This is a genomic window from Stenotrophomonas sp. 86156_Sma (assembly GCF_056481625.1).
Genome location: NZ_CM151157.1, coordinates 3,245,962 through 3,261,294, shown reverse-complemented (window position 1 = coordinate 3,261,294; position 15,333 = coordinate 3,245,962). Strand labels below are relative to the sequence as shown.

Sequence of the window (15,333 nt, the reverse complement as noted above, 5' to 3'; positions counted from 1 at the left end):
AGGCGGTTGCCGGCCAGCGGCCGGCACTACCGGGTATGCTCTTGCTGGCACACCCACCCGGATCCACCGATGAGCGACACCCCCCGCATCGCTTTCCTGGCCAGCACCACCGAGCCCGCGCAGATGGCCCGCGCCGCGATGGTCTCGCGCTATGGCGATCACGCGCCGGAGCAGGCGGACGTGCTGTGCCCGCTGGGCGGCGACGGCTTCATGCTGCAGACCCTGCATCGGCACGGGCACCTGGGCAAGCCGGTGTTCGGCATGAAGCTGGGCACCGTCGGCTTCCTGATGAACCAGTACCGTGGCGACGACGACGTGCAGGCCCGCATTGCCCGTGCCGAACCGGCCAACCTGCGCCCGCTGGAAATGGTGGCGCTGACCGAGTCGGGCACCAGTACCGGTTCGCTGGCCTACAACGATGTGTCGCTGCTGCGCCAGACCCGGCAGGCGGCGCATATCGGCATCGACCTCAACGGCCAGGAACGTGTGGCCGAACTGATCGGAGACGGCGTGCTGGTGGCCACCCCGGCTGGCAGTACCGCCTACAACTATTCCGCGCACGGACCGGTGCTGCCGCTGGGCTCGCATACCATCGCGCTGACGCCGCTGGCGCCTTACCGGCCGCGACGCTGGCGCGGGGCGATTCTCAAGGCCGACACCGAGGTGCGCTTCCGCGTGCTCGATCCCTACAAGCGCCCGGTCAGCGTCACTGCTGATTCGCACGAGACCCGCGACGTGGTCGAGGTGACCATCCGCGAGTCGAAGGACCGCCGCGTGACCCTGCTGTTCGACCCGGAGCACAACCTGGAAGACCGGATCCTGAGCGAACAGTTCGTTTTTTGACGACAATAGGCGGCCGGTCCCGCCGACCGCTTGAAGGACCCCCACCGATGGGCGACAACTCCCCCCGTTTGCTGACCGTCGCGGTGACCTCGCGCGCCCTGTTCGACCTCGAGGAAAGCCATGCGCTGTTCGAGAGTGATGGCGTGGCGGCCTATGCCGAATTCCAGCGCCAGCACGAGGACGACATCCTCGGCCCCGGCGTGGCCTTCCCGGTGGTGCGCAAGCTGCTGGCGCTGAATCAGGGCGCCAGCCCGGAGAACCCGCGGGTCGAGGTGATCCTGCTGTCGCGCAATTCGGCCGATACCGGCCTGCGCATCTTCAACTCGATCCAGCACTACGGCCTGGGCATCATCCGAGCGACGTTCACCGCAGGCGAGCCGACCTGGCCGTATGTGAAGCCGTTCGGTACCGACCTGTTCCTGTCGGCCAACCCGGAATCGGTGCGCAGCGCGCTGCGCCATGGCATTGCGGCGGCGACCATCCTGCCCAAGCCGCCTGGCGAGACTGCCGCTGCGGCGGCCGACCAGATCGATACCGGTCGCCCGGCCGGCCAGCTGCGCATCGCCTTCGACGGTGACGCCGTGATCTTCGGTGACGAGAGCGAGCGCATTTCGCGCGAGCAGGGCGTGGAAGCCTTTGGCCGCCACGAGCGCGAGCGCGCCCGCGAGCCGCTCAGCGGCGGTCCGTTCCGTGGCTTCCTGTCGGCGCTGCACACGCTGCAGGAAGTGTTCCCGGCCGGAGACAGTGCACCGATCCGCACCGCACTGGTGACCGCGCGTTCGGCACCTGCGCACGAACGGGTGATCCGCACCCTGCGTGAGTGGGGTGTGCGCCTGGACGAAGCGCTGTTCCTCGGTGGCCGCCACAAGGGCCCGTTCCTGCAGGCGTTCGGCGCCGACATCTTCTTCGATGATTCGCAGCACAACATCGACAGCGCCCGAGAGCATGTAGCCGCCGGCCACGTACCGCACGGCGTTGCCAACGAGGGGTGAAACCATGCCGGGTGGGTGCCAACCGTTGGTTGGCACTGCCATGCATCCGTGCCCACCAAGGTGGGCATCTACCAGAGCGCTGTACCCCGGTAGTCGCCAACCTTGGTTGGCATTGCCGTCAGGCCACGGGTCCCGTCAAGGGCTGCCCGACATCCCCAGCTGCAGGTCCACCACCTTCCAGCGCAGGCCCTGCGGTTCCAGCACCACCTTCATCGGCGGCTGGCCGGGGCCGCGATCGACATCGATCACGAAGCGGTCCAGCGCTTCGAAATGATGTTCGGCATGCTTCAGCGGCCGTGCGGGTTCGGTCGCGCCGAAGGCATCGCCGCCCTGCAGTTCATTGCGACCGCGCTTCCACAGCACGTGACCCTGCAGCATCGCGCCGATCCCGGTCGGGGTCACCATGGTGTCCACCGCGGCACCACCAAGCTGGTCGCCCAGCCCGTACAGCAGGGCACCGAACGGGCTGGCCGCCACATCCGGGCCTGCCTGGCGCACCAGATAGTCATTGAGCTGCGCGCGCAGGCTGCTGCGCACGCGCGGGAAATCGACGTAACGCTCCAGGCGCGCGGTGTCGCGTTGCTCAATGGCCTTGGACAGGCCATTGACGGTCATGTACGGGCCGCCGAACCACCAGGCGGCCAAGGCCAGGACCAGCAGCCCAACGAGTGCGGTGAGTTTCTTCATGCCGCCCAGACTGCCGCAACCGCAGCAGCATGGGGTGAAGACTCAATGACTGGGAGATCCGCGGCCATCACCGAAGGCGTCCACCAGCTGCTGGCGTTCGGCTGCGGTCAGTGCCTCAAGCCGCGTCGCCAGTACTTCGTCCAGGCTGCCGGTGCGGGTGGTGCCCAGGATGCCACTGGCCACGCCGGGATGGCCCAGGGCGTAGGCAAACGCGGTCTGGGCCGGGCGCTGGCTGCGGATGGCGGCGAGTGCCTTCCGCATGTTGCGTGCGCTGCGCATCAGTTGACGGCTGCTCGGTTTGAGCCAGGCCCTGGCCAGGTACCAGGCATCCGCCGGTCGTGGCAGGCGCGGGCGTGGTGGCAGCAGATGGCCCTGCGCCAGCACGGTGCCGGCCAGTACGCCGATGCCCACCGCGTGCAACTGGTCGATGAGGGGTTCACGGTCCTGCTGCAGGGCGTTGTAATCGAGCAGCACCACGTCGAACAGCGTGGGATGGTCGATCATCCAGCGCAGGGTCGATGCCGTGTGCGTATTGATGCCGGTGTGCCGGATCAGCCCGCGTTCGCGCAGGCGTTGCAGCGCGGCCAGCAGGTCATCGTTGATGTCGTGCTGGCTGGCACCGTGCAGCTGGTAGATATCCAGGTAATCCAGGCCGAGGTTGCGCAGCGAGGCCTCGCAGCTGGCAGTGATGGCTGCCGGCGAGAAATTGCGTTGCTCGGCGCCGCTGACGCCGGCCTGGCCGGTCAGTGTGCCGCCCTTGCTGGAAATCACCAGCGACTCGCGCGGGTATCGCTTCAGCAACGGGCGCAGGATGCGGCCCAGTCGCGGCTCGGCGTGGAAACCGGAATAGTTGTGGCCGGTGTCCAACAGGTTCACGCCCTGTGCCAGTGCATGCTCGACCACGTGCGCGGCCGACTGTTCCGGGAAGCGGCGATGCCCCCAGAAGCCGGAGCAGCCCAGGCCCACCGGCGAAACCGCCAGGCCGGTGCGGCCCAGCGTGCGGCGTTGCTGTGCCAACGGCATCAGAATTCCAGGTCCAGCGCCGCGCACAGGTAGTCGACGAACGGGCCGAGCGCGGCCAGGTCCTTGCCCAGCGTGGACAGCAGGCGCGGGCCGGTCATGGTGGCGTCGTCCAGCGAGCGCCACATCACCCAGTTGCGGTGCTTGAGGTCATCGATGAATTCGAAGTCGGCCGGGAAGCCGCGCGGCGGACGCACCAGCTTCTCGCTCTCTTCGAAGTCGAAGCGCTTGCGCAGGGCCGGTGCATGCGCTGCGGCCTTCCAGCTGCCCGGGTTGTCGAGGATGAAGTGGCGCACGCGGCGCTGGGTCTCCGGTTCCGGATGCCACAGGCCGGCACCGACGAAGCTCTCGCCCGGCTGCAGGTGCACGTAGAACGAGGGCGCGGCCACCTCGCGGCGGCGCTCATGGAACAGGCGTGCACCCTGCCAGGTCTTGTACGGGGATTTGTCGTTGGAGAAGCGCGCGTCGCGATGGATGCGGAACAGCGAGCCGCCGACGCCGCGGGTATCGGCGCGGAAGTGGTCGCTGACCTCGGCCAGCGCCGGCTGCAGGTCACCCAGCAGGCGCAGGAATGGCTGCCGCACGTGGTCTTCATACTGCTGGCGGTGGTCGTTGAACCACGCCTTGTCGTTATGCCGCGCCAGGCTGCGCAGGAACTTGAAGCTGGCGTCCGAGAAATAGGTACTCACAAGGTCTCCTGCAGGTGCTGGCCCCAGTCGCGCAGCGATTGCAGCAGGGCCTGGCGCCGTGCATCGTCGGGCGCTTCAGCGGCCAGTGCATCGAGCTGCTGCTGGTACTGGGGCAGGTTGAGTTCGCCCAGCCCGCCGTCCCCGAGCAGGCGCTGGCGGCGGTAATCCTGCCAGCGCTGGCGTTCAGCCGGCGCGAGGCTGTCGGGATGATTGCGCGCGCGGTAGCGGAACAGCAGCTCCGGCAGGCGCGGGTCGCGGAAGCGGCCTTCCAGCGCGGCCAGCTGCTCCGGCGCGGTGGTGCGTGCCAGCGCAAGCAGCGGCTTGTCGCCATTGCCGAGGAAGCCGTCGTAGAGCGAGGCATCGACATCGGCCACGGTGGCGGCGCGGGGCTGGTTGTAGACCTGCCGGGCCTTCTCGGCCAGCTGCGGGGCGAACGCGCGCAGGCGTTCCACCTTGGCCTCGATCGCGGCCACGTCCAGGCCGAGGCGCGCGTGGTCATCGGCGCGCAGGTGGTTCCAGGCGATCAGCGCGGGCACCTTGTTCAGGTGCACTTCCTTCAGCGGCACCCGCGCCACGCCTTCGGGCAGCTCGCTGGCGCGCATGTACAGGCGCTGTGCGATCACCTCGGCCGGCAGTTCCAGCAGATCGTCGATCTCGCCTTCCAGGTCGAACACGATCACCCGGTTGTTGATGGTCGGGTGCGCGGCCAGCGGCAGCACCGGGGCCGCGCACAGGCGACTGGCCGGGTAGCGCATGGAAATGTGCAGTACCGGCTTCATCGCGGCCACGTCCAGCAGGCTGCCGACGAAGCGTTTGTCGCGCAGCTTCAGCGCGTACTCCCACAGCCGTGGCTGCGACTGCTTGAACAGGCGTGCCATGCCGATGGTGGCGCGTACGTCGGACAGCGCTTCGTGCGCATCGCCTTCGCGCACGTTGTTGGCCTCGGCCAGGTGCTCGAGCTTGAACGAGGTGGCGCCATCCTCGCGCAGCGGCCACTGGATGCCGTCCGGGCGCATCGCGCGCATCAGCCGCAGCATGTCCAGCAGGTCCCAGCGCGAATTGCCGTTGCGCCACTCGCGTTCGTACGGGTCGTGGAAGTTGCGGAACAGGCCGTAGCGGACGAATTCATCGTCGAAGCGCAGCGTGTTGTAGCCCAGCGCACAGGTGCCGGGGCGCGACAGCTGCTCGTTGATGCGATCGAAGGCCTCGGCTTCGCTGATGCCCTCGGCCAGTGCCTGCTGCGGGGTGATGCCGGTGACCAGGGTGGCCATCGGCGAGGGCAGCAGGTCATCGGCCGGGCGCACGAAGAAGCTGACCGGCGTGTCGATTTCGTTGAGATCGGCGTCGGTACGGATCGCGGCGTACTGCGAGATGCGCGTGCGCCGCGGGTCCTGGCCGAAGGTTTCCAGGTCGTAGAACAGGAAGCTGTCAGCCATCAGTGCGCGCCCTCCAGGACCGGTAGCTGGGCGTGGATCTGTGCTTCCAGTGCGGTCCAGTCGATGTTGTCCAGTGAATCGTGACCGGCGGTGGCGGCCACCAGCATGTCGCGCTGCAGTTCGGTGCGGCGCAGCGCCTCGGCGTACGGCGTGTGCAGGAAAGTGACCATCGTGTAGTGCGGTACGAAGCGGGTCGGCCAGCGCCGCTGCAGTTCCTGTTCCAGCTCGCGCTGCAGCAGGAAGGCGGGATCGGCCACGCGGTCACGCATCTCCAGGTAGTTCTCCAGTGCCATCTGCTGGATGGCACGTGCATTCGGCTTGCGCTCGGCTTCGAACGCGGCGAACGCGCCTTCCAGATCATCCGCCTCCATCAGGTGGCGGGCCAGCGCAACGCAGTCCTCGAACGCGCAGTTCATGCCCTGGCCGTGGAACGGCACCATCGCATGCGCGGCGTCGCCGATCAGCACCGCGCGGCCCTGCTGGTGCCAGCGTTCCAGGGTGAGCGTGCCAAGCAGGCCCGGTGGATGCTGCTCCCAGTCCGCGCGCAGGTTCGGGATCAACGGCAGGGTGTCGGCGAACTCGCGCGCGAACAGCGCCTCGGCCTGCGCCCCGGTATTGACCGTGGCGAAGCTGGGGTCGCCCTGGTTGGGCAGGAACAGGGTGACGGTGAAGGTGCCTTCGTGGTTGGGCAGGGCGATGCACATGTAGTGGCCGCGCGGCCAGATGTGCAGCGCATTGCGCTCGATGCGGAAGCTGCCATCGGCAGCCGGCGGGATCTCCAGCTCCTTGTAGGAGTGGTCGAGGAAGGCGATGTCCTCGCCCAGCGGCGCGCGTCGGTTCATCGCCGCACGCAGTGCCGAACCGGCACCGTCGGCACCGATCAGGGTGTCGAAACGGATGTCGTGCGGGCTGTCGTCACGGTCATCGATGAAGCGTGCGTAACCCGCATCGAAATCGACGGTGTGCAGGCGGCGATGGAAGTGCACGGTGGCGCCGGCCTGTTCGGCCAGCTCCAGCAGCGTGGTATTCAGATCACTGCGGTGGATCGACCAGATCACTTCGCTGTCGTCGCGACCGTAGCGCTGCAGCTGCGGCTCGCCGTCGCGTGGATGCACCATGCGGCCGCGCATCATCACCGCGCGCGCCATCACTTCGTCCTCGACGCCCGCCTGGCGCAGCGCATTGCGCCCGCGCTCGGCCAACGCCAGGTTGATCGAGCGGCCACTCTCGTAGTCGGCCACGCGCGGATCGCCGCGGCGTTCGTACAGGGTGATGCGCCAGCCCTGGCGTGACAGCAGGATGGCCAGCAGGGACCCGGCAAGGCCGGCACCGATAATGCTCAACGAGCGGGAAGCGTGTGCGATCAACGAACTGTCCAGCAGTAGGGGAGGGGCCGGCTTAGAGGCCGGCCCAGGCTTCCACTTCCTCGACGAAGTGGTGCACGTCCAGGTAGCGGTTGTAGAGCGGGGTGGGCGAGATGCGGATCACGTCGGGTTCGCGCCAGTCGCCGAGCACGCCGATGCCGCGCAGATGCTCGAACAGCGCACGGCCGCGCTCGCGGCCACCGATCACGCGCAGCGACAACTGGCAGCCACGGCGCTGCGGCTCGGCCGGGGTGATGATGTCCAGCACGCCGGACAGGCGCGCACGGACCAGTGCTTCGAGCATGCCGGTCAGTGCCAGCGACTTGCTGCGCAGCGCCTCCATGCCGGCGCGCTCGAACAGGTCCAGCGAGGCGCGCAGCGGCGCCAGGCCGAGGATTGGCGGATTGCTCAGCTGCCAGCCTTCGGCACCGATGGCCGGCGTGAACTGCGGTGCCATCTGGAAGCGGGTGGATTCCTCATGGCCCCACCAGCCGGCAAAGCGCGGCAGGCTGGTGTCGCGGTGATGGCGCTCGTGGACGAAGGCGCCGGCAACCGCGCCCGGGCCGCTGTTGAGGTACTTGTAGTGGCACCACACGGCGAAATCAGGGGCCACGTCATGCAGGCGCAGCGGCAGGTTGCCGACCGAGTGTGCCAGGTCGAAGCCGATACGCGCGCCCTGCAGACGTGCGGCGCGGGTGATCGCATCGAGGTCGAAGGCCTGGCCGGTGCGGTACTGCACGCCAGGCCACAGCACCAGCGCCAGGCGTGAACCGTGCTCGGCGATGGCATGCTCGATCGCGGTCAGTGAAATCGTGCCGTTGGCCTCGTCCGGCTGCACTTCCACCAGGCACTCGGCCGGGTCGAAACCATGGAAGCGGATCTGTGCTTCCACCGCGTGGCGATCGGTCGGGAATGCGCCGGCTTCCATCAGGATCACCGGACGCTCGGCCGTGGGCCGGTAGAAGCTGACCATCATCAGGTGCAGGTTCACGCTCAGCGTGTTCATTGCAACCACCTCGCTGGGCAGCGCACCGACCACGCGGGCCAGCTGCGCGCTCACCAGGCGGTGGTAGGACAGCCACTGCGTCGGGCCGGTGAAGTGGCCTTCCACCGCCAGCTCGCCCCACTGCTTCATCACTTCCTGCACGGCCGCCTGCGCGCCACGCGGCTGCAGGCCCAGCGAGTTGCCGACGAAGTAGGTCTGCTCGCCGCCGCCATGGCGCGGAATCAGGAATTCATTGCGCAGCGGGCGCAGCGGATCGGCGGCGTCCAGGGCAATGGCGTGGGTGCGGCTGAGCAGGTCGGACATGGTCGGGCAACAGGCTGCAACGGGACCGCCAGTGTAGCGCCTGGGGCATGGCCCGGTAGCTGCCAACCCAACGCCAGCGCCGCATGACCCGGTAGTCGCCCACCTTGGTTGGCGCACGTACAAGCAAGCGCCCACCAAGGTGGGCAACTACCAGAGCGGGGGCAAGCGCCCACCAAGGTGGGCAACTACCAGAGCGGGGGCAAGCGCCCACCAAGGTGGGCAACTACCAGAGCGGGGGCAAGCGCCCACCAAGGTGGGCATCTACCAGAGCGGGGGCGAGCATGCGCCCACCGAGGTGGGGAACTACCGTTCGATGGCTCAGCCCGCCGCTGGCGCCGGCAGCGGGTCCACGTGCCCGCACTCGCTGCAGGTACGCAGTTCCAGGCTGGCGTGATAGCGCGCGAACACTTTGGGCAGGTCGGTCTCGATGTTCTGCAGCGGGAAATACTCTTCGTGCAGCTTGTGGTTGCAGCGCTCGCAGTGCCAGATCACGCCGTCCATCTCGTGCGGCAGGCGCTTGCGCTCGACCACCAGACCGATACCACCGGGCGGGCGCCGCGGCGAGTGCGGAACCTTTGCCGGCAGCAGGAAGATCTCGCCGGCGCGGATCGGAATGTCGCGCACCGCGCCGTCTTCCTGCACCTTCAGCACCATCTCGCCTTCGAGCTGGTAGAACCACTCCGGGCCTTCGTCGTAGTGGAAGTCGGTACGCGAGTTCGGCCCGCCCACTACCATCACGATGAAGTCGCCGTTGTCGATCATCTTGTTGCCCACCGGCGGCTTCAGCAGGTGGCGGTTTTCTTCGATCCAGGCGTGCAGGTTGATCGGCGAAGCGAGCATGGTGGTCATCCGTAAGGGATCAGTCGCGCTTGCCCTTGCGCGGGACGTAGGACAGGGCCTTTTCATAGGCGGGCTGCAGTTCTTCCTGCGAACCGACGTCGATGCCCATCTCGCGCACGCGTCCGTCCTTCAGGCTGTAGACCCAGCCGTGCACCATCAGCTTCTGGCCGCGGGCCCAGGCGTCCTGCACGATGGTCGAGCGGCACAGGTTGGCCACCTGCTCGATCACGTTCAGTTCGCACAGGCGTGCGTGCTTGAGCTCGTCGGTCTCGATCGCATCAAGGATGCCGGTGTGCTTCTGCATCACGTCGCCAACGTGGCGCAGCCAGTTGTCGGCCAGGCCGACGCGGGTGTTGTGCAGACAGGCATGCACGCCGCCGCAGCCGTAGTGGCCGACGATCAGGATGTGCTTCACCTTCAGCTGGTCCACCGCGTACTGCACCACGCTCAGGCAGTTCAGGTCGGTGTGGGCGACCACGTTGGCGACGTTGCGGTGCACGAACACTTCGCCCGGGGCCATGCCGATGATCTGGTTGGCCGGCACGCGCGAATCGGAACAGCCGATCCACAGGTATTCGGGGTGCTGCTGCTTGGCCAGCTGGTGGAAGAACTCGGGGTCTTCCTTCTCGATGCGGTCGGCCCAGTCGCGGTTGTTCTGCAGCAGTTTGTGGATGTCTTTCATGTATGGGTCCCTGGCGTCGGGTGGGGGCTCGCCGCAGCCGTCCGGCTGCGTCGTCGCGGGAATCTGGGGCGTTCAGTCGCTGCGGGCGGCCTGTTCGCGGTGCCAGCGCATCCACTGCGCCAACTCGGTGGAAGCGGGGGTGCCCAACTGTTCCAGTTCGGCGATCACCGCGCGCTGGTTCGCATCGGGATGGTTCTGGCTCAGCTTGAGCTTCAGCTGCACCTGTTCGACCTGGAAGCGGAAGCCGACGATGGCGCGCAGCTCCGGGCCATGTTCGGCACGCGTGGCATCGAACTGCCAGGCCTGGCCGACACTCGCTTCGAAGCGGTCGCTGATCGCGCCGACCAGTTCGGCCAGCGCCTCGGTATCGTCGAAGGTCTGCAGCTGGCCACGCAGCTCGGCAGCGGCGTAGTTCCAGGTGGGTACCCGCGCAGCGGGCTCCTTGTCCGGATACCAGCTGGCCGAGACGTAGCCATGCGGACCATCGATCAGTACCTTGGCCGCGCCGCGGTGGCGCGACTGCGGGTTGGCGCGCGCCCAGTGGCCGCGCAGTTCGATCTGGTCGCCGTCACGCCGGTACAGCACCGGCATCCGGGTCAGCTCCGGCAGGCCATCGCTGCCGGGCGTGAGCACGGTAACGAACGGGTCGCGCGCCAGCAGGCGGTCCAGCCAGAGCAGGTCGGTCTCGGCGAAGGCGCGCGGGGTGAACATGCAGGGGTCAGGCGCGCCCGCCCAGCGACTGGATCATGCGGCCGCGCAGGCCCTCATCGCTGTCGGCCTGCGGCGGCTGCACTTCGTGCAGGCTGAAGCCGCGCACCAGCGCGTCTTCCTCGTCCAGGCCGTCGTACTCGACGAATTCGGCGTCGAACAGCTGCGAACGCGCGGTGTCTTCGCTGTCATAGCTCAGCGTGTTGCCATCGCTGTCGAGCACTTCGGCGGTGCCGGCCGGGCGCACGCGCAGGCGCGCCCAGATCAGGGTGTTGCCGAGGCTGGCCAGCCACCAGCTGTCGCGCGAGGCGGTGATGTCATTCATGGATGTGTTACCAGAGCGAGGCCAGCCAGAGCAGGGCGGCCATGCCCAGTCCGGCCAGCAGGGTCAGCAGCGATACCCAGGCCGGCGTCGCCAGCCCGGACAGCGAGCGGTCCGGCTGCTGGCGATAGTCACGGCGCAGCAGCCAGGCCAGGGCATCGGGCTTGAGGAAGGCACCGCTGCCGAAGCGCTCGGCGAGCGCCGGATGGCGATCGCGTACGTGCACCAGGGTCAGCGGCCAGAAGATCACGAAGGCACTGAACCCGGCCACTGCAACGCCGACGAAACAGAGGGCGAAGAACAGGGTCATGGGAGCGGTACCTCCGTGGTCGTGTGGGGCTTAGAAGTCCGCGCTGCCCGGGGCGCGCGGGTAGGGGATCGCATCGCGGATGTTGGACAGCCCGCAGACGTACACCACCAGGCGTTCGAAGCCCAGGCCGAAGCCGGCGTGCGGCACCGAACCATAGCGGCGGAAATCGCGATACCAGCTGTAGTGCTCACGATCCAGGCCGAACTGGGCCATGCGCGCGTCCAGCACTTCCAGGCGCTCTTCGCGCTGGCTGCCGCCGATGATCTCGCCGATGCCCGGGGCCAGCACGTCCATCGCGGCAACGGTCTTGCCGTCGTCGTTCAGGCGCATGTAGAAGGCCTTGATGTGCTCCGGATAGTTGGTCACCACCACCGGGCGGCCGACGTGTTCTTCGGTCAGCCAGCGCTCGTGCTCGGTCTGCAGGTCCAGGCCCCATTCGACCGGGAAGTCGAACTTCTTGCCGGACTTCTGCAGCAGGCTGACCGCATCGGTGTAGTCGATGCGCTCGAACGGTGCGTTGATGAAGTCTTCCAGCTTGGTGATCGCGTTCTTGTCCACGCGCTCGGCGATGAAGGCCAGGTCGTCGCTGCGCTCGTTCAGCACCGCACGGAACAGGTACTTCAGGAACTCTTCGGCCAGGCGTGCGTCTTCGGCCAGGTCGGCGAAGGCGATTTCCGGCTCGATCATCCAGAACTCCGCCAGGTGGCGGGTGGTGTGGCTGTTCTCGGCGCGGAAGGTCGGGCCGAAGGTGTAGACCTTGCTCAGCGCCAGGCAGTAGGCCTCGACGTTCAGCTGGCCGGACACGGTCAGGAAGGTTTCCTTGCCGAAGAAGTCGCGGCTGAAATCGATCGCGCCCTTCTCATCGCGCGGCAGGTTCACCATGTCCAGGGTGGACACGCGGAACATCTGGCCGGCGCCTTCGGCGTCGGAGGTGGTGATGATCGGGGTGCTGATCCAGTTGAAGCCGTTTTCGTGGAAGAAACGGTGCACGGCCTGGGCCAGGCAGTTGCGGATGCGGGTGACCGCGCCGAACAGGTTGGTGCGCGGGCGCAGGTGGGCCACTTCGCGCAGGAACTCCGGCGACATCGGCTTGGGCTGGATCGGGTAGGTGAGCGGGTCTTCGACCCAGCCGACCACTTCCAGCGTGCTGGCCTGGATCTCGAACGACTGGCCCTTGCCCTGCGACTTCACCAGGGTGCCGGTGGCGATGACCGAGCAGCCGCTGGTCAGGCGCTTGATCTCGTCGAAGTTGGCCAGGCTGTCGCCGGCCACGACCTGGATCGGCGCGAAGCAGGAGCCGTCGCTCACATTCACGAAGGCCAGATTCGCTGAACCGCGCACCGTGCGCACCCATCCGCGTACCGTGACTTCGCCGCCTTCCGGGATCTTCCCGGCAAGCGCATGTTCAACGCTGACCACCGTCATGACTTGAATCCTCTGCTGATCGACTCGATCTGTGAACACGGGAGTTTACCGGTTGCAGCGTTCTGCTTGCGAGGCATTTTTCGTGGCAACGGCTCCTTATAATGTCCCCGTACCTCTGGAGTAGCCCCATGGCCGTCAGCCTGACCCCCATTGCCTTCGAGCGCGTGCAGCGCTTTGTCGCCCAGACCCCCGGCGCGCTGGGCCTGCGTTTCGGCGTGACCAAGACCGGTTGCTCGGGCTGGGGTCACATCACCGACCTGGCCCGCGACGAGCGCGAGGGCGATACCGTGTTCGACCAGGACGGCGTGAAGATCTACGTCGATGCCAAGAGCCTGGCGCTGGTGGACGGCACCGTGATCGACTTCGGCAAGCACGGCCTGAGCGAAACGTTCACGTTCAGCAACCCGAACGCCACCGCCGAGTGTGGCTGCGGTGAAAGCTTCACCACCGACGCCGACAAGGCCTGAGGGCTGGTTCTGGCGTCCGCCGGGCATGGCCGGGCGCTGGTAGATGCCGACCTTGGTCGGCAGGGAAGGGATCCACGGATGGAACGACCGCTTTTCATTTATCACCCCAACGCCTACGCCCTCTCCTTCGAAGAGGTCGACGGAATCTGTGACTGCTGCGGCCAGCCGCGCACACTGCGCTACCGCGGGCCGTTCTACACCCGTCTGCGTCCGGATTACCTTTGCCCTTGGTGTATCGCCGACGGCAGGGCGGCGGCCAGCTACGAGGGTGAATTCACCGGCTGGAGTGATATCGAAGGGGTCTCGCCAGACCCGGCCGACCCGCCACCGAGCATCGCCCGTGAGCTGCTGCTGGAGATCTGCGAGCGCACCCCGGGCTACCCGTCCTGGCAGCAGTCGGTCTGGCTCAGCCATTGTGAGCGGCCCTGCGCCTTCCTCGGTTACGCCGGTAGCGAGGACCTCCAGCCCATCCTCGACGAAGTCCGGCCCGACGTGGTCGAGGTCAATCCGCGCGACGCCGACTGGGTGCTTGAACACCTGAGCCGGGACGGGGAGATGATTGGCTGCCTGTTCCAGTGCCTGGAATGCGGCCAGCACCGCCTTCATGTGGATCTGGGGTAGCCCGGTTCAGGTTGCCCTGTGACCCGCCGGTTGCCCGGCACCCCCATCTGCGCCATAATGCGCGGCTTCCTGCCTCCCCGGCGGGAATCCTTGCCCCACCGCGGTCTCAACGGCGGGGGGCTGTCCGGCCGCAAGGCCACATCCGAAAGGTAGAAAAAAACATGAGTCGTCATTACGAAATCGTGTTCATGGTCCACCCGGACCAGAGCGAGCAGGTCCCGGCCATGATCGAGCGCTACAAGTCGCTGGTCGAGAACGGCAACGGCACCATCCACCGTCTGGAAGACTGGGGCCGCCGCCAGCTGGCGTACCCGATCCAGAACCTGGTGAAGGCCCACTACGTGCTGATGAACATCGAAGCCGACCAGGCCGTTCTGAACGAACTGACCGAAAGCTTCCGCTTCAACGACGCCGTGCTGCGCAACCTGGTCATCAAGCGTGACGAGGCTGACACCGAGCAGTCGCTGATCATGAAGAGCAAGGACGAGAAGGGTGACAAGCCGGAGCGCGGTGAGCGCCGTCGTCGTGACGACGAAGAAGGCGAGTCCAACAACACCGCTGACAACGAAGCCGGCGACGACGCCGCTTCCGCCGCCTAAGGAGCCTTCCCATGTCCAAGTTCTTCCGTCGCCGCAAGTTCTGCAAGTTCACTGCTGAAGGTGTGAAGGAGATCGACTACAAGGATCTCAACACCCTGCGCCAGTACCTGACCGAGAACGGCAAGATCGTGCCGAGCCGCGTCACCGGTACCAAGTCGAAGTACCAGCGCCAGCTGGCGACCGCCGTCAAGCGCGCTCGCTTCCTGGCCCTGATCCCGTACACCGACAACCACGACGTCTGATGCCAGCGGGGCGGCCCGGCGCCGCCCCCGCTGTGCCAGCTATTCGGACAGCCTTTGTTGCGGGGCATCGCCTCGCTAACGAATAACTTATCTGGAGCAATACCATGCAGCTGATCCTCCTGCAGAAAGTCACCAACCTCGGCAACCTGGGCGACCTGGTCGACGTGAAGCCGGGCTACGGCCGTAACTTCCTCGTGCCGCAGGGCAAGGCCGTGCCGGCCACCGAGAGCAACAAGGCCGAGTTCGAAGCCAAGCGCGCCGAATACGAAGCCAAGGCCCAGGCCATCCACGCCGACGCTGAAGGCCGCAAGGCCAAGCTGGAAGGCGCGAGCGTGACCATCGCCGCCAACGCTTCGACCGAAGGCAAGCTGTACGGCTCGGTTGGCCCGCGCGACATCGCCGAGGCCTTCACCGCCGCCGGCCTGCCGCTGGAAAAGAGCGAAGTCATCCTGGGCGAAGGCGCCTTCCGCAACATCGGCGAATACGACGTGCTGGTCCACCTGCACGCTGACGTCGAGACCACCGTCAAGGTCGTCGTCGTCGCCGAAGCCTGATCCCACGCCGCAAGGCCTGGCATCACCGCAGAACGGGCGCCCGCAAGGGTGCCCGTTTTGTTTTATGGCTCCGTTTCGTGGCGTCGGGCCACGTCCGGCCGACGGGGTGGGGCTGGACAATGTTCCACGCCCATTCGTAGAACACGGCCACATCGGTATACTCAGGGCGTCACACCCGTTCCACGGGCATCGATCCCAGCAGGATCAATGACTTGGAGGGTAA

19 protein-coding genes are annotated in these 15,333 nt (G+C 66.9%); 7 read left to right on the top strand and 12 right to left on the bottom strand.

The window, feature by feature from the left end; genetic code table 11:
• Nucleotides 1–69: 69 nt before the first annotated feature.
• Entirely contained in the window at nucleotides 70–843 is a 774-nt protein-coding gene (locus tag ACZK33_RS15170; protein ID WP_006376667.1) for an NAD kinase, read from the top strand.
• 47 nt (nucleotides 844–890) lie between these two features.
• Nucleotides 891–1,835, top strand: a complete 945-nt coding sequence (locus tag ACZK33_RS15165; protein WP_005417414.1) for a 5'-nucleotidase — start codon at nucleotides 891–893, stop codon at nucleotides 1,833–1,835.
• 135 nt (nucleotides 1,836–1,970) lie between these two features.
• Here the strand turns inward: ACZK33_RS15165 and ACZK33_RS15160 are convergent, their stop codons facing one another.
• From ACZK33_RS15160 to asnS, 12 genes are all read right to left on the bottom strand, one after another.
• Entirely contained in the window at nucleotides 1,971–2,522 is a 552-nt protein-coding gene (locus ACZK33_RS15160) for a DUF2939 domain-containing protein (RefSeq protein WP_071227460.1), read from the bottom strand.
• A gap of 42 nt (nucleotides 2,523–2,564) precedes the next feature.
• The gene (locus tag ACZK33_RS15155; RefSeq protein ID WP_049463159.1) at nucleotides 2,565–3,545 is read right to left on the bottom strand and encodes an aldo/keto reductase; all 981 of its coding nucleotides are present in this window, start codon (nucleotides 3,543–3,545) and stop codon (nucleotides 2,565–2,567) included.
• A complete protein-coding gene (locus ACZK33_RS15150; RefSeq protein ID WP_032127674.1) occupies nucleotides 3,545–4,231 on the bottom strand; it encodes a DUF2461 domain-containing protein in 687 nt (228 codons plus the stop codon). Before ACZK33_RS15150 ends, ACZK33_RS15155 begins: the two co-directional genes overlap by 1 nt.
• Nucleotides 4,228–5,667, bottom strand: a complete 1,440-nt coding sequence (gene sbcB, locus ACZK33_RS15145) for an exodeoxyribonuclease I (protein WP_182266389.1) — start codon at nucleotides 5,665–5,667, stop codon at nucleotides 4,228–4,230. The genes ACZK33_RS15150 and sbcB overlap by 4 nt, the downstream gene beginning before the upstream one ends.
• Nucleotides 5,667–7,034: an FAD-dependent oxidoreductase gene (locus ACZK33_RS15140; protein WP_478453548.1), complete on the bottom strand. Its 1,368-nt coding sequence runs from the start codon at nucleotides 7,032–7,034 to the stop codon at nucleotides 5,667–5,669. Before ACZK33_RS15140 ends, sbcB begins: the two co-directional genes overlap by 1 nt.
• A 31-nt stretch (nucleotides 7,035–7,065) precedes the next feature.
• On the bottom strand, nucleotides 7,066–8,340 hold the full coding sequence (kynU, locus tag ACZK33_RS15135) for a kynureninase (RefSeq protein ID WP_032127677.1): 1,275 nt from the start codon (nucleotides 8,338–8,340) through the stop codon (nucleotides 7,066–7,068).
• A gap of 318 nt (nucleotides 8,341–8,658) precedes the next feature.
• The gene (locus ACZK33_RS15130; RefSeq protein ID WP_049422134.1) at nucleotides 8,659–9,180 is read right to left on the bottom strand and encodes a 3-hydroxyanthranilate 3,4-dioxygenase; all 522 of its coding nucleotides are present in this window, start codon (nucleotides 9,178–9,180) and stop codon (nucleotides 8,659–8,661) included.
• A gap of 19 nt (nucleotides 9,181–9,199) precedes the next feature.
• Nucleotides 9,200–9,862 (bottom strand): carbonate dehydratase, encoded by a 663-nt coding sequence (gene can / locus ACZK33_RS15125; RefSeq protein ID WP_014037740.1) that lies wholly within the window; start codon nucleotides 9,860–9,862, stop codon nucleotides 9,200–9,202.
• A 72-nt stretch (nucleotides 9,863–9,934) separates the two neighbouring features.
• Entirely contained in the window at nucleotides 9,935–10,573 is a 639-nt protein-coding gene (locus ACZK33_RS15120; RefSeq protein WP_049400205.1) for an FMN-binding negative transcriptional regulator, read from the bottom strand.
• Between the two features lie 7 nt (nucleotides 10,574–10,580).
• Nucleotides 10,581–10,895, bottom strand: coding sequence for a hypothetical protein (locus ACZK33_RS15115; RefSeq protein ID WP_006453002.1), 315 nt, complete (start codon nucleotides 10,893–10,895; stop codon nucleotides 10,581–10,583).
• 7 nt (nucleotides 10,896–10,902) lie between these two features.
• Nucleotides 10,903–11,202: a hypothetical protein gene (locus ACZK33_RS15110; RefSeq protein ID WP_005417403.1), complete on the bottom strand. Its 300-nt coding sequence runs from the start codon at nucleotides 11,200–11,202 to the stop codon at nucleotides 10,903–10,905.
• A gap of 30 nt (nucleotides 11,203–11,232) precedes the next feature.
• Nucleotides 11,233–12,627 carry an asparagine--tRNA ligase gene (asnS, locus tag ACZK33_RS15105; protein WP_197573221.1) on the bottom strand — a complete coding sequence of 465 codons (1,395 nt, stop codon included), beginning with the start codon at nucleotides 12,625–12,627 and terminating at the stop codon, nucleotides 11,233–11,235.
• 128 nt (nucleotides 12,628–12,755) lie between these two features.
• Here asnS and ACZK33_RS15100 point away from each other — a divergent pair, with 128 nt between their 5' ends.
• The 5 genes from ACZK33_RS15100 (at nucleotide 12,756) to rplI (ending at nucleotide 15,110) form a co-directional block, all read left to right on the top strand.
• Nucleotides 12,756–13,094, top strand: coding sequence for a HesB/IscA family protein (locus ACZK33_RS15100; RefSeq protein ID WP_006376495.1), 339 nt, complete (start codon nucleotides 12,756–12,758; stop codon nucleotides 13,092–13,094).
• Between the two features lie 78 nt (nucleotides 13,095–13,172).
• Entirely contained in the window at nucleotides 13,173–13,715 is a 543-nt protein-coding gene (locus ACZK33_RS15095; protein WP_189720903.1) for a CbrC family protein, read from the top strand.
• A gap of 161 nt (nucleotides 13,716–13,876) precedes the next feature.
• Nucleotides 13,877–14,314: a 30S ribosomal protein S6 gene (gene rpsF / locus ACZK33_RS15090; RefSeq protein WP_005410228.1), complete on the top strand. Its 438-nt coding sequence runs from the start codon at nucleotides 13,877–13,879 to the stop codon at nucleotides 14,312–14,314.
• An 11-nt stretch (nucleotides 14,315–14,325) separates the two neighbouring features.
• Nucleotides 14,326–14,556: a 30S ribosomal protein S18 gene (gene rpsR / locus ACZK33_RS15085; protein WP_002804494.1), complete on the top strand. Its 231-nt coding sequence runs from the start codon at nucleotides 14,326–14,328 to the stop codon at nucleotides 14,554–14,556.
• A 104-nt stretch (nucleotides 14,557–14,660) separates the two neighbouring features.
• Nucleotides 14,661–15,110, top strand: coding sequence for a 50S ribosomal protein L9 (gene rplI, locus ACZK33_RS15080; RefSeq protein WP_005410227.1), 450 nt, complete (start codon nucleotides 14,661–14,663; stop codon nucleotides 15,108–15,110).
• Nucleotides 15,111–15,333: the final 223 nt, after the last annotated feature.

Excerpts from the sequence above, each read along its gene's own strand:
- ACZK33_RS15120 (WP_049400205.1), bottom strand. The coding sequence starts at position 10,573 with ATGTTCACCCCGCGCGCCTTCGCCGAGACCGACCTGCTCTGGCTGGAC.
- ACZK33_RS15100 (WP_006376495.1), top strand. The coding sequence starts at position 12,756 with ATGGCCGTCAGCCTGACCCCCATTGCCTTCGAGCGCGTGCAGCGCTTT.
- rplI (WP_005410227.1), top strand. The coding sequence starts at position 14,661 with ATGCAGCTGATCCTCCTGCAGAAAGTCACCAACCTCGGCAACCTGGGC.
- ACZK33_RS15170 (WP_006376667.1), top strand. The coding sequence starts at position 70 with ATGAGCGACACCCCCCGCATCGCTTTCCTGGCCAGCACCACCGAGCCC.
- asnS (WP_197573221.1), bottom strand. The coding sequence starts at position 12,627 with ATGACGGTGGTCAGCGTTGAACATGCGCTTGCCGGGAAGATCCCGGAA.
- ACZK33_RS15095 (WP_189720903.1), top strand. The coding sequence starts at position 13,173 with ATGGAACGACCGCTTTTCATTTATCACCCCAACGCCTACGCCCTCTCC.
- ACZK33_RS15130 (WP_049422134.1), bottom strand. The coding sequence starts at position 9,180 with ATGCTCGCTTCGCCGATCAACCTGCACGCCTGGATCGAAGAAAACCGC.
- rpsF (WP_005410228.1), top strand. The coding sequence starts at position 13,877 with ATGAGTCGTCATTACGAAATCGTGTTCATGGTCCACCCGGACCAGAGC.
- ACZK33_RS15155 (WP_049463159.1), bottom strand. The coding sequence starts at position 3,545 with ATGCCGTTGGCACAGCAACGCCGCACGCTGGGCCGCACCGGCCTGGCG.
- can (WP_014037740.1), bottom strand. The coding sequence starts at position 9,862 with ATGAAAGACATCCACAAACTGCTGCAGAACAACCGCGACTGGGCCGAC.
- kynU (WP_032127677.1), bottom strand. The coding sequence starts at position 8,340 with ATGTCCGACCTGCTCAGCCGCACCCACGCCATTGCCCTGGACGCCGCC.
- ACZK33_RS15115 (WP_006453002.1), bottom strand. The coding sequence starts at position 10,895 with ATGAATGACATCACCGCCTCGCGCGACAGCTGGTGGCTGGCCAGCCTC.
- ACZK33_RS15160 (WP_071227460.1), bottom strand. The coding sequence starts at position 2,522 with ATGAAGAAACTCACCGCACTCGTTGGGCTGCTGGTCCTGGCCTTGGCC.
- ACZK33_RS15165 (WP_005417414.1), top strand. The coding sequence starts at position 891 with ATGGGCGACAACTCCCCCCGTTTGCTGACCGTCGCGGTGACCTCGCGC.
- ACZK33_RS15110 (WP_005417403.1), bottom strand. The coding sequence starts at position 11,202 with ATGACCCTGTTCTTCGCCCTCTGTTTCGTCGGCGTTGCAGTGGCCGGG.
- sbcB (WP_182266389.1), bottom strand. The coding sequence starts at position 5,667 with ATGGCTGACAGCTTCCTGTTCTACGACCTGGAAACCTTCGGCCAGGAC.
- rpsR (WP_002804494.1), top strand. The coding sequence starts at position 14,326 with ATGTCCAAGTTCTTCCGTCGCCGCAAGTTCTGCAAGTTCACTGCTGAA.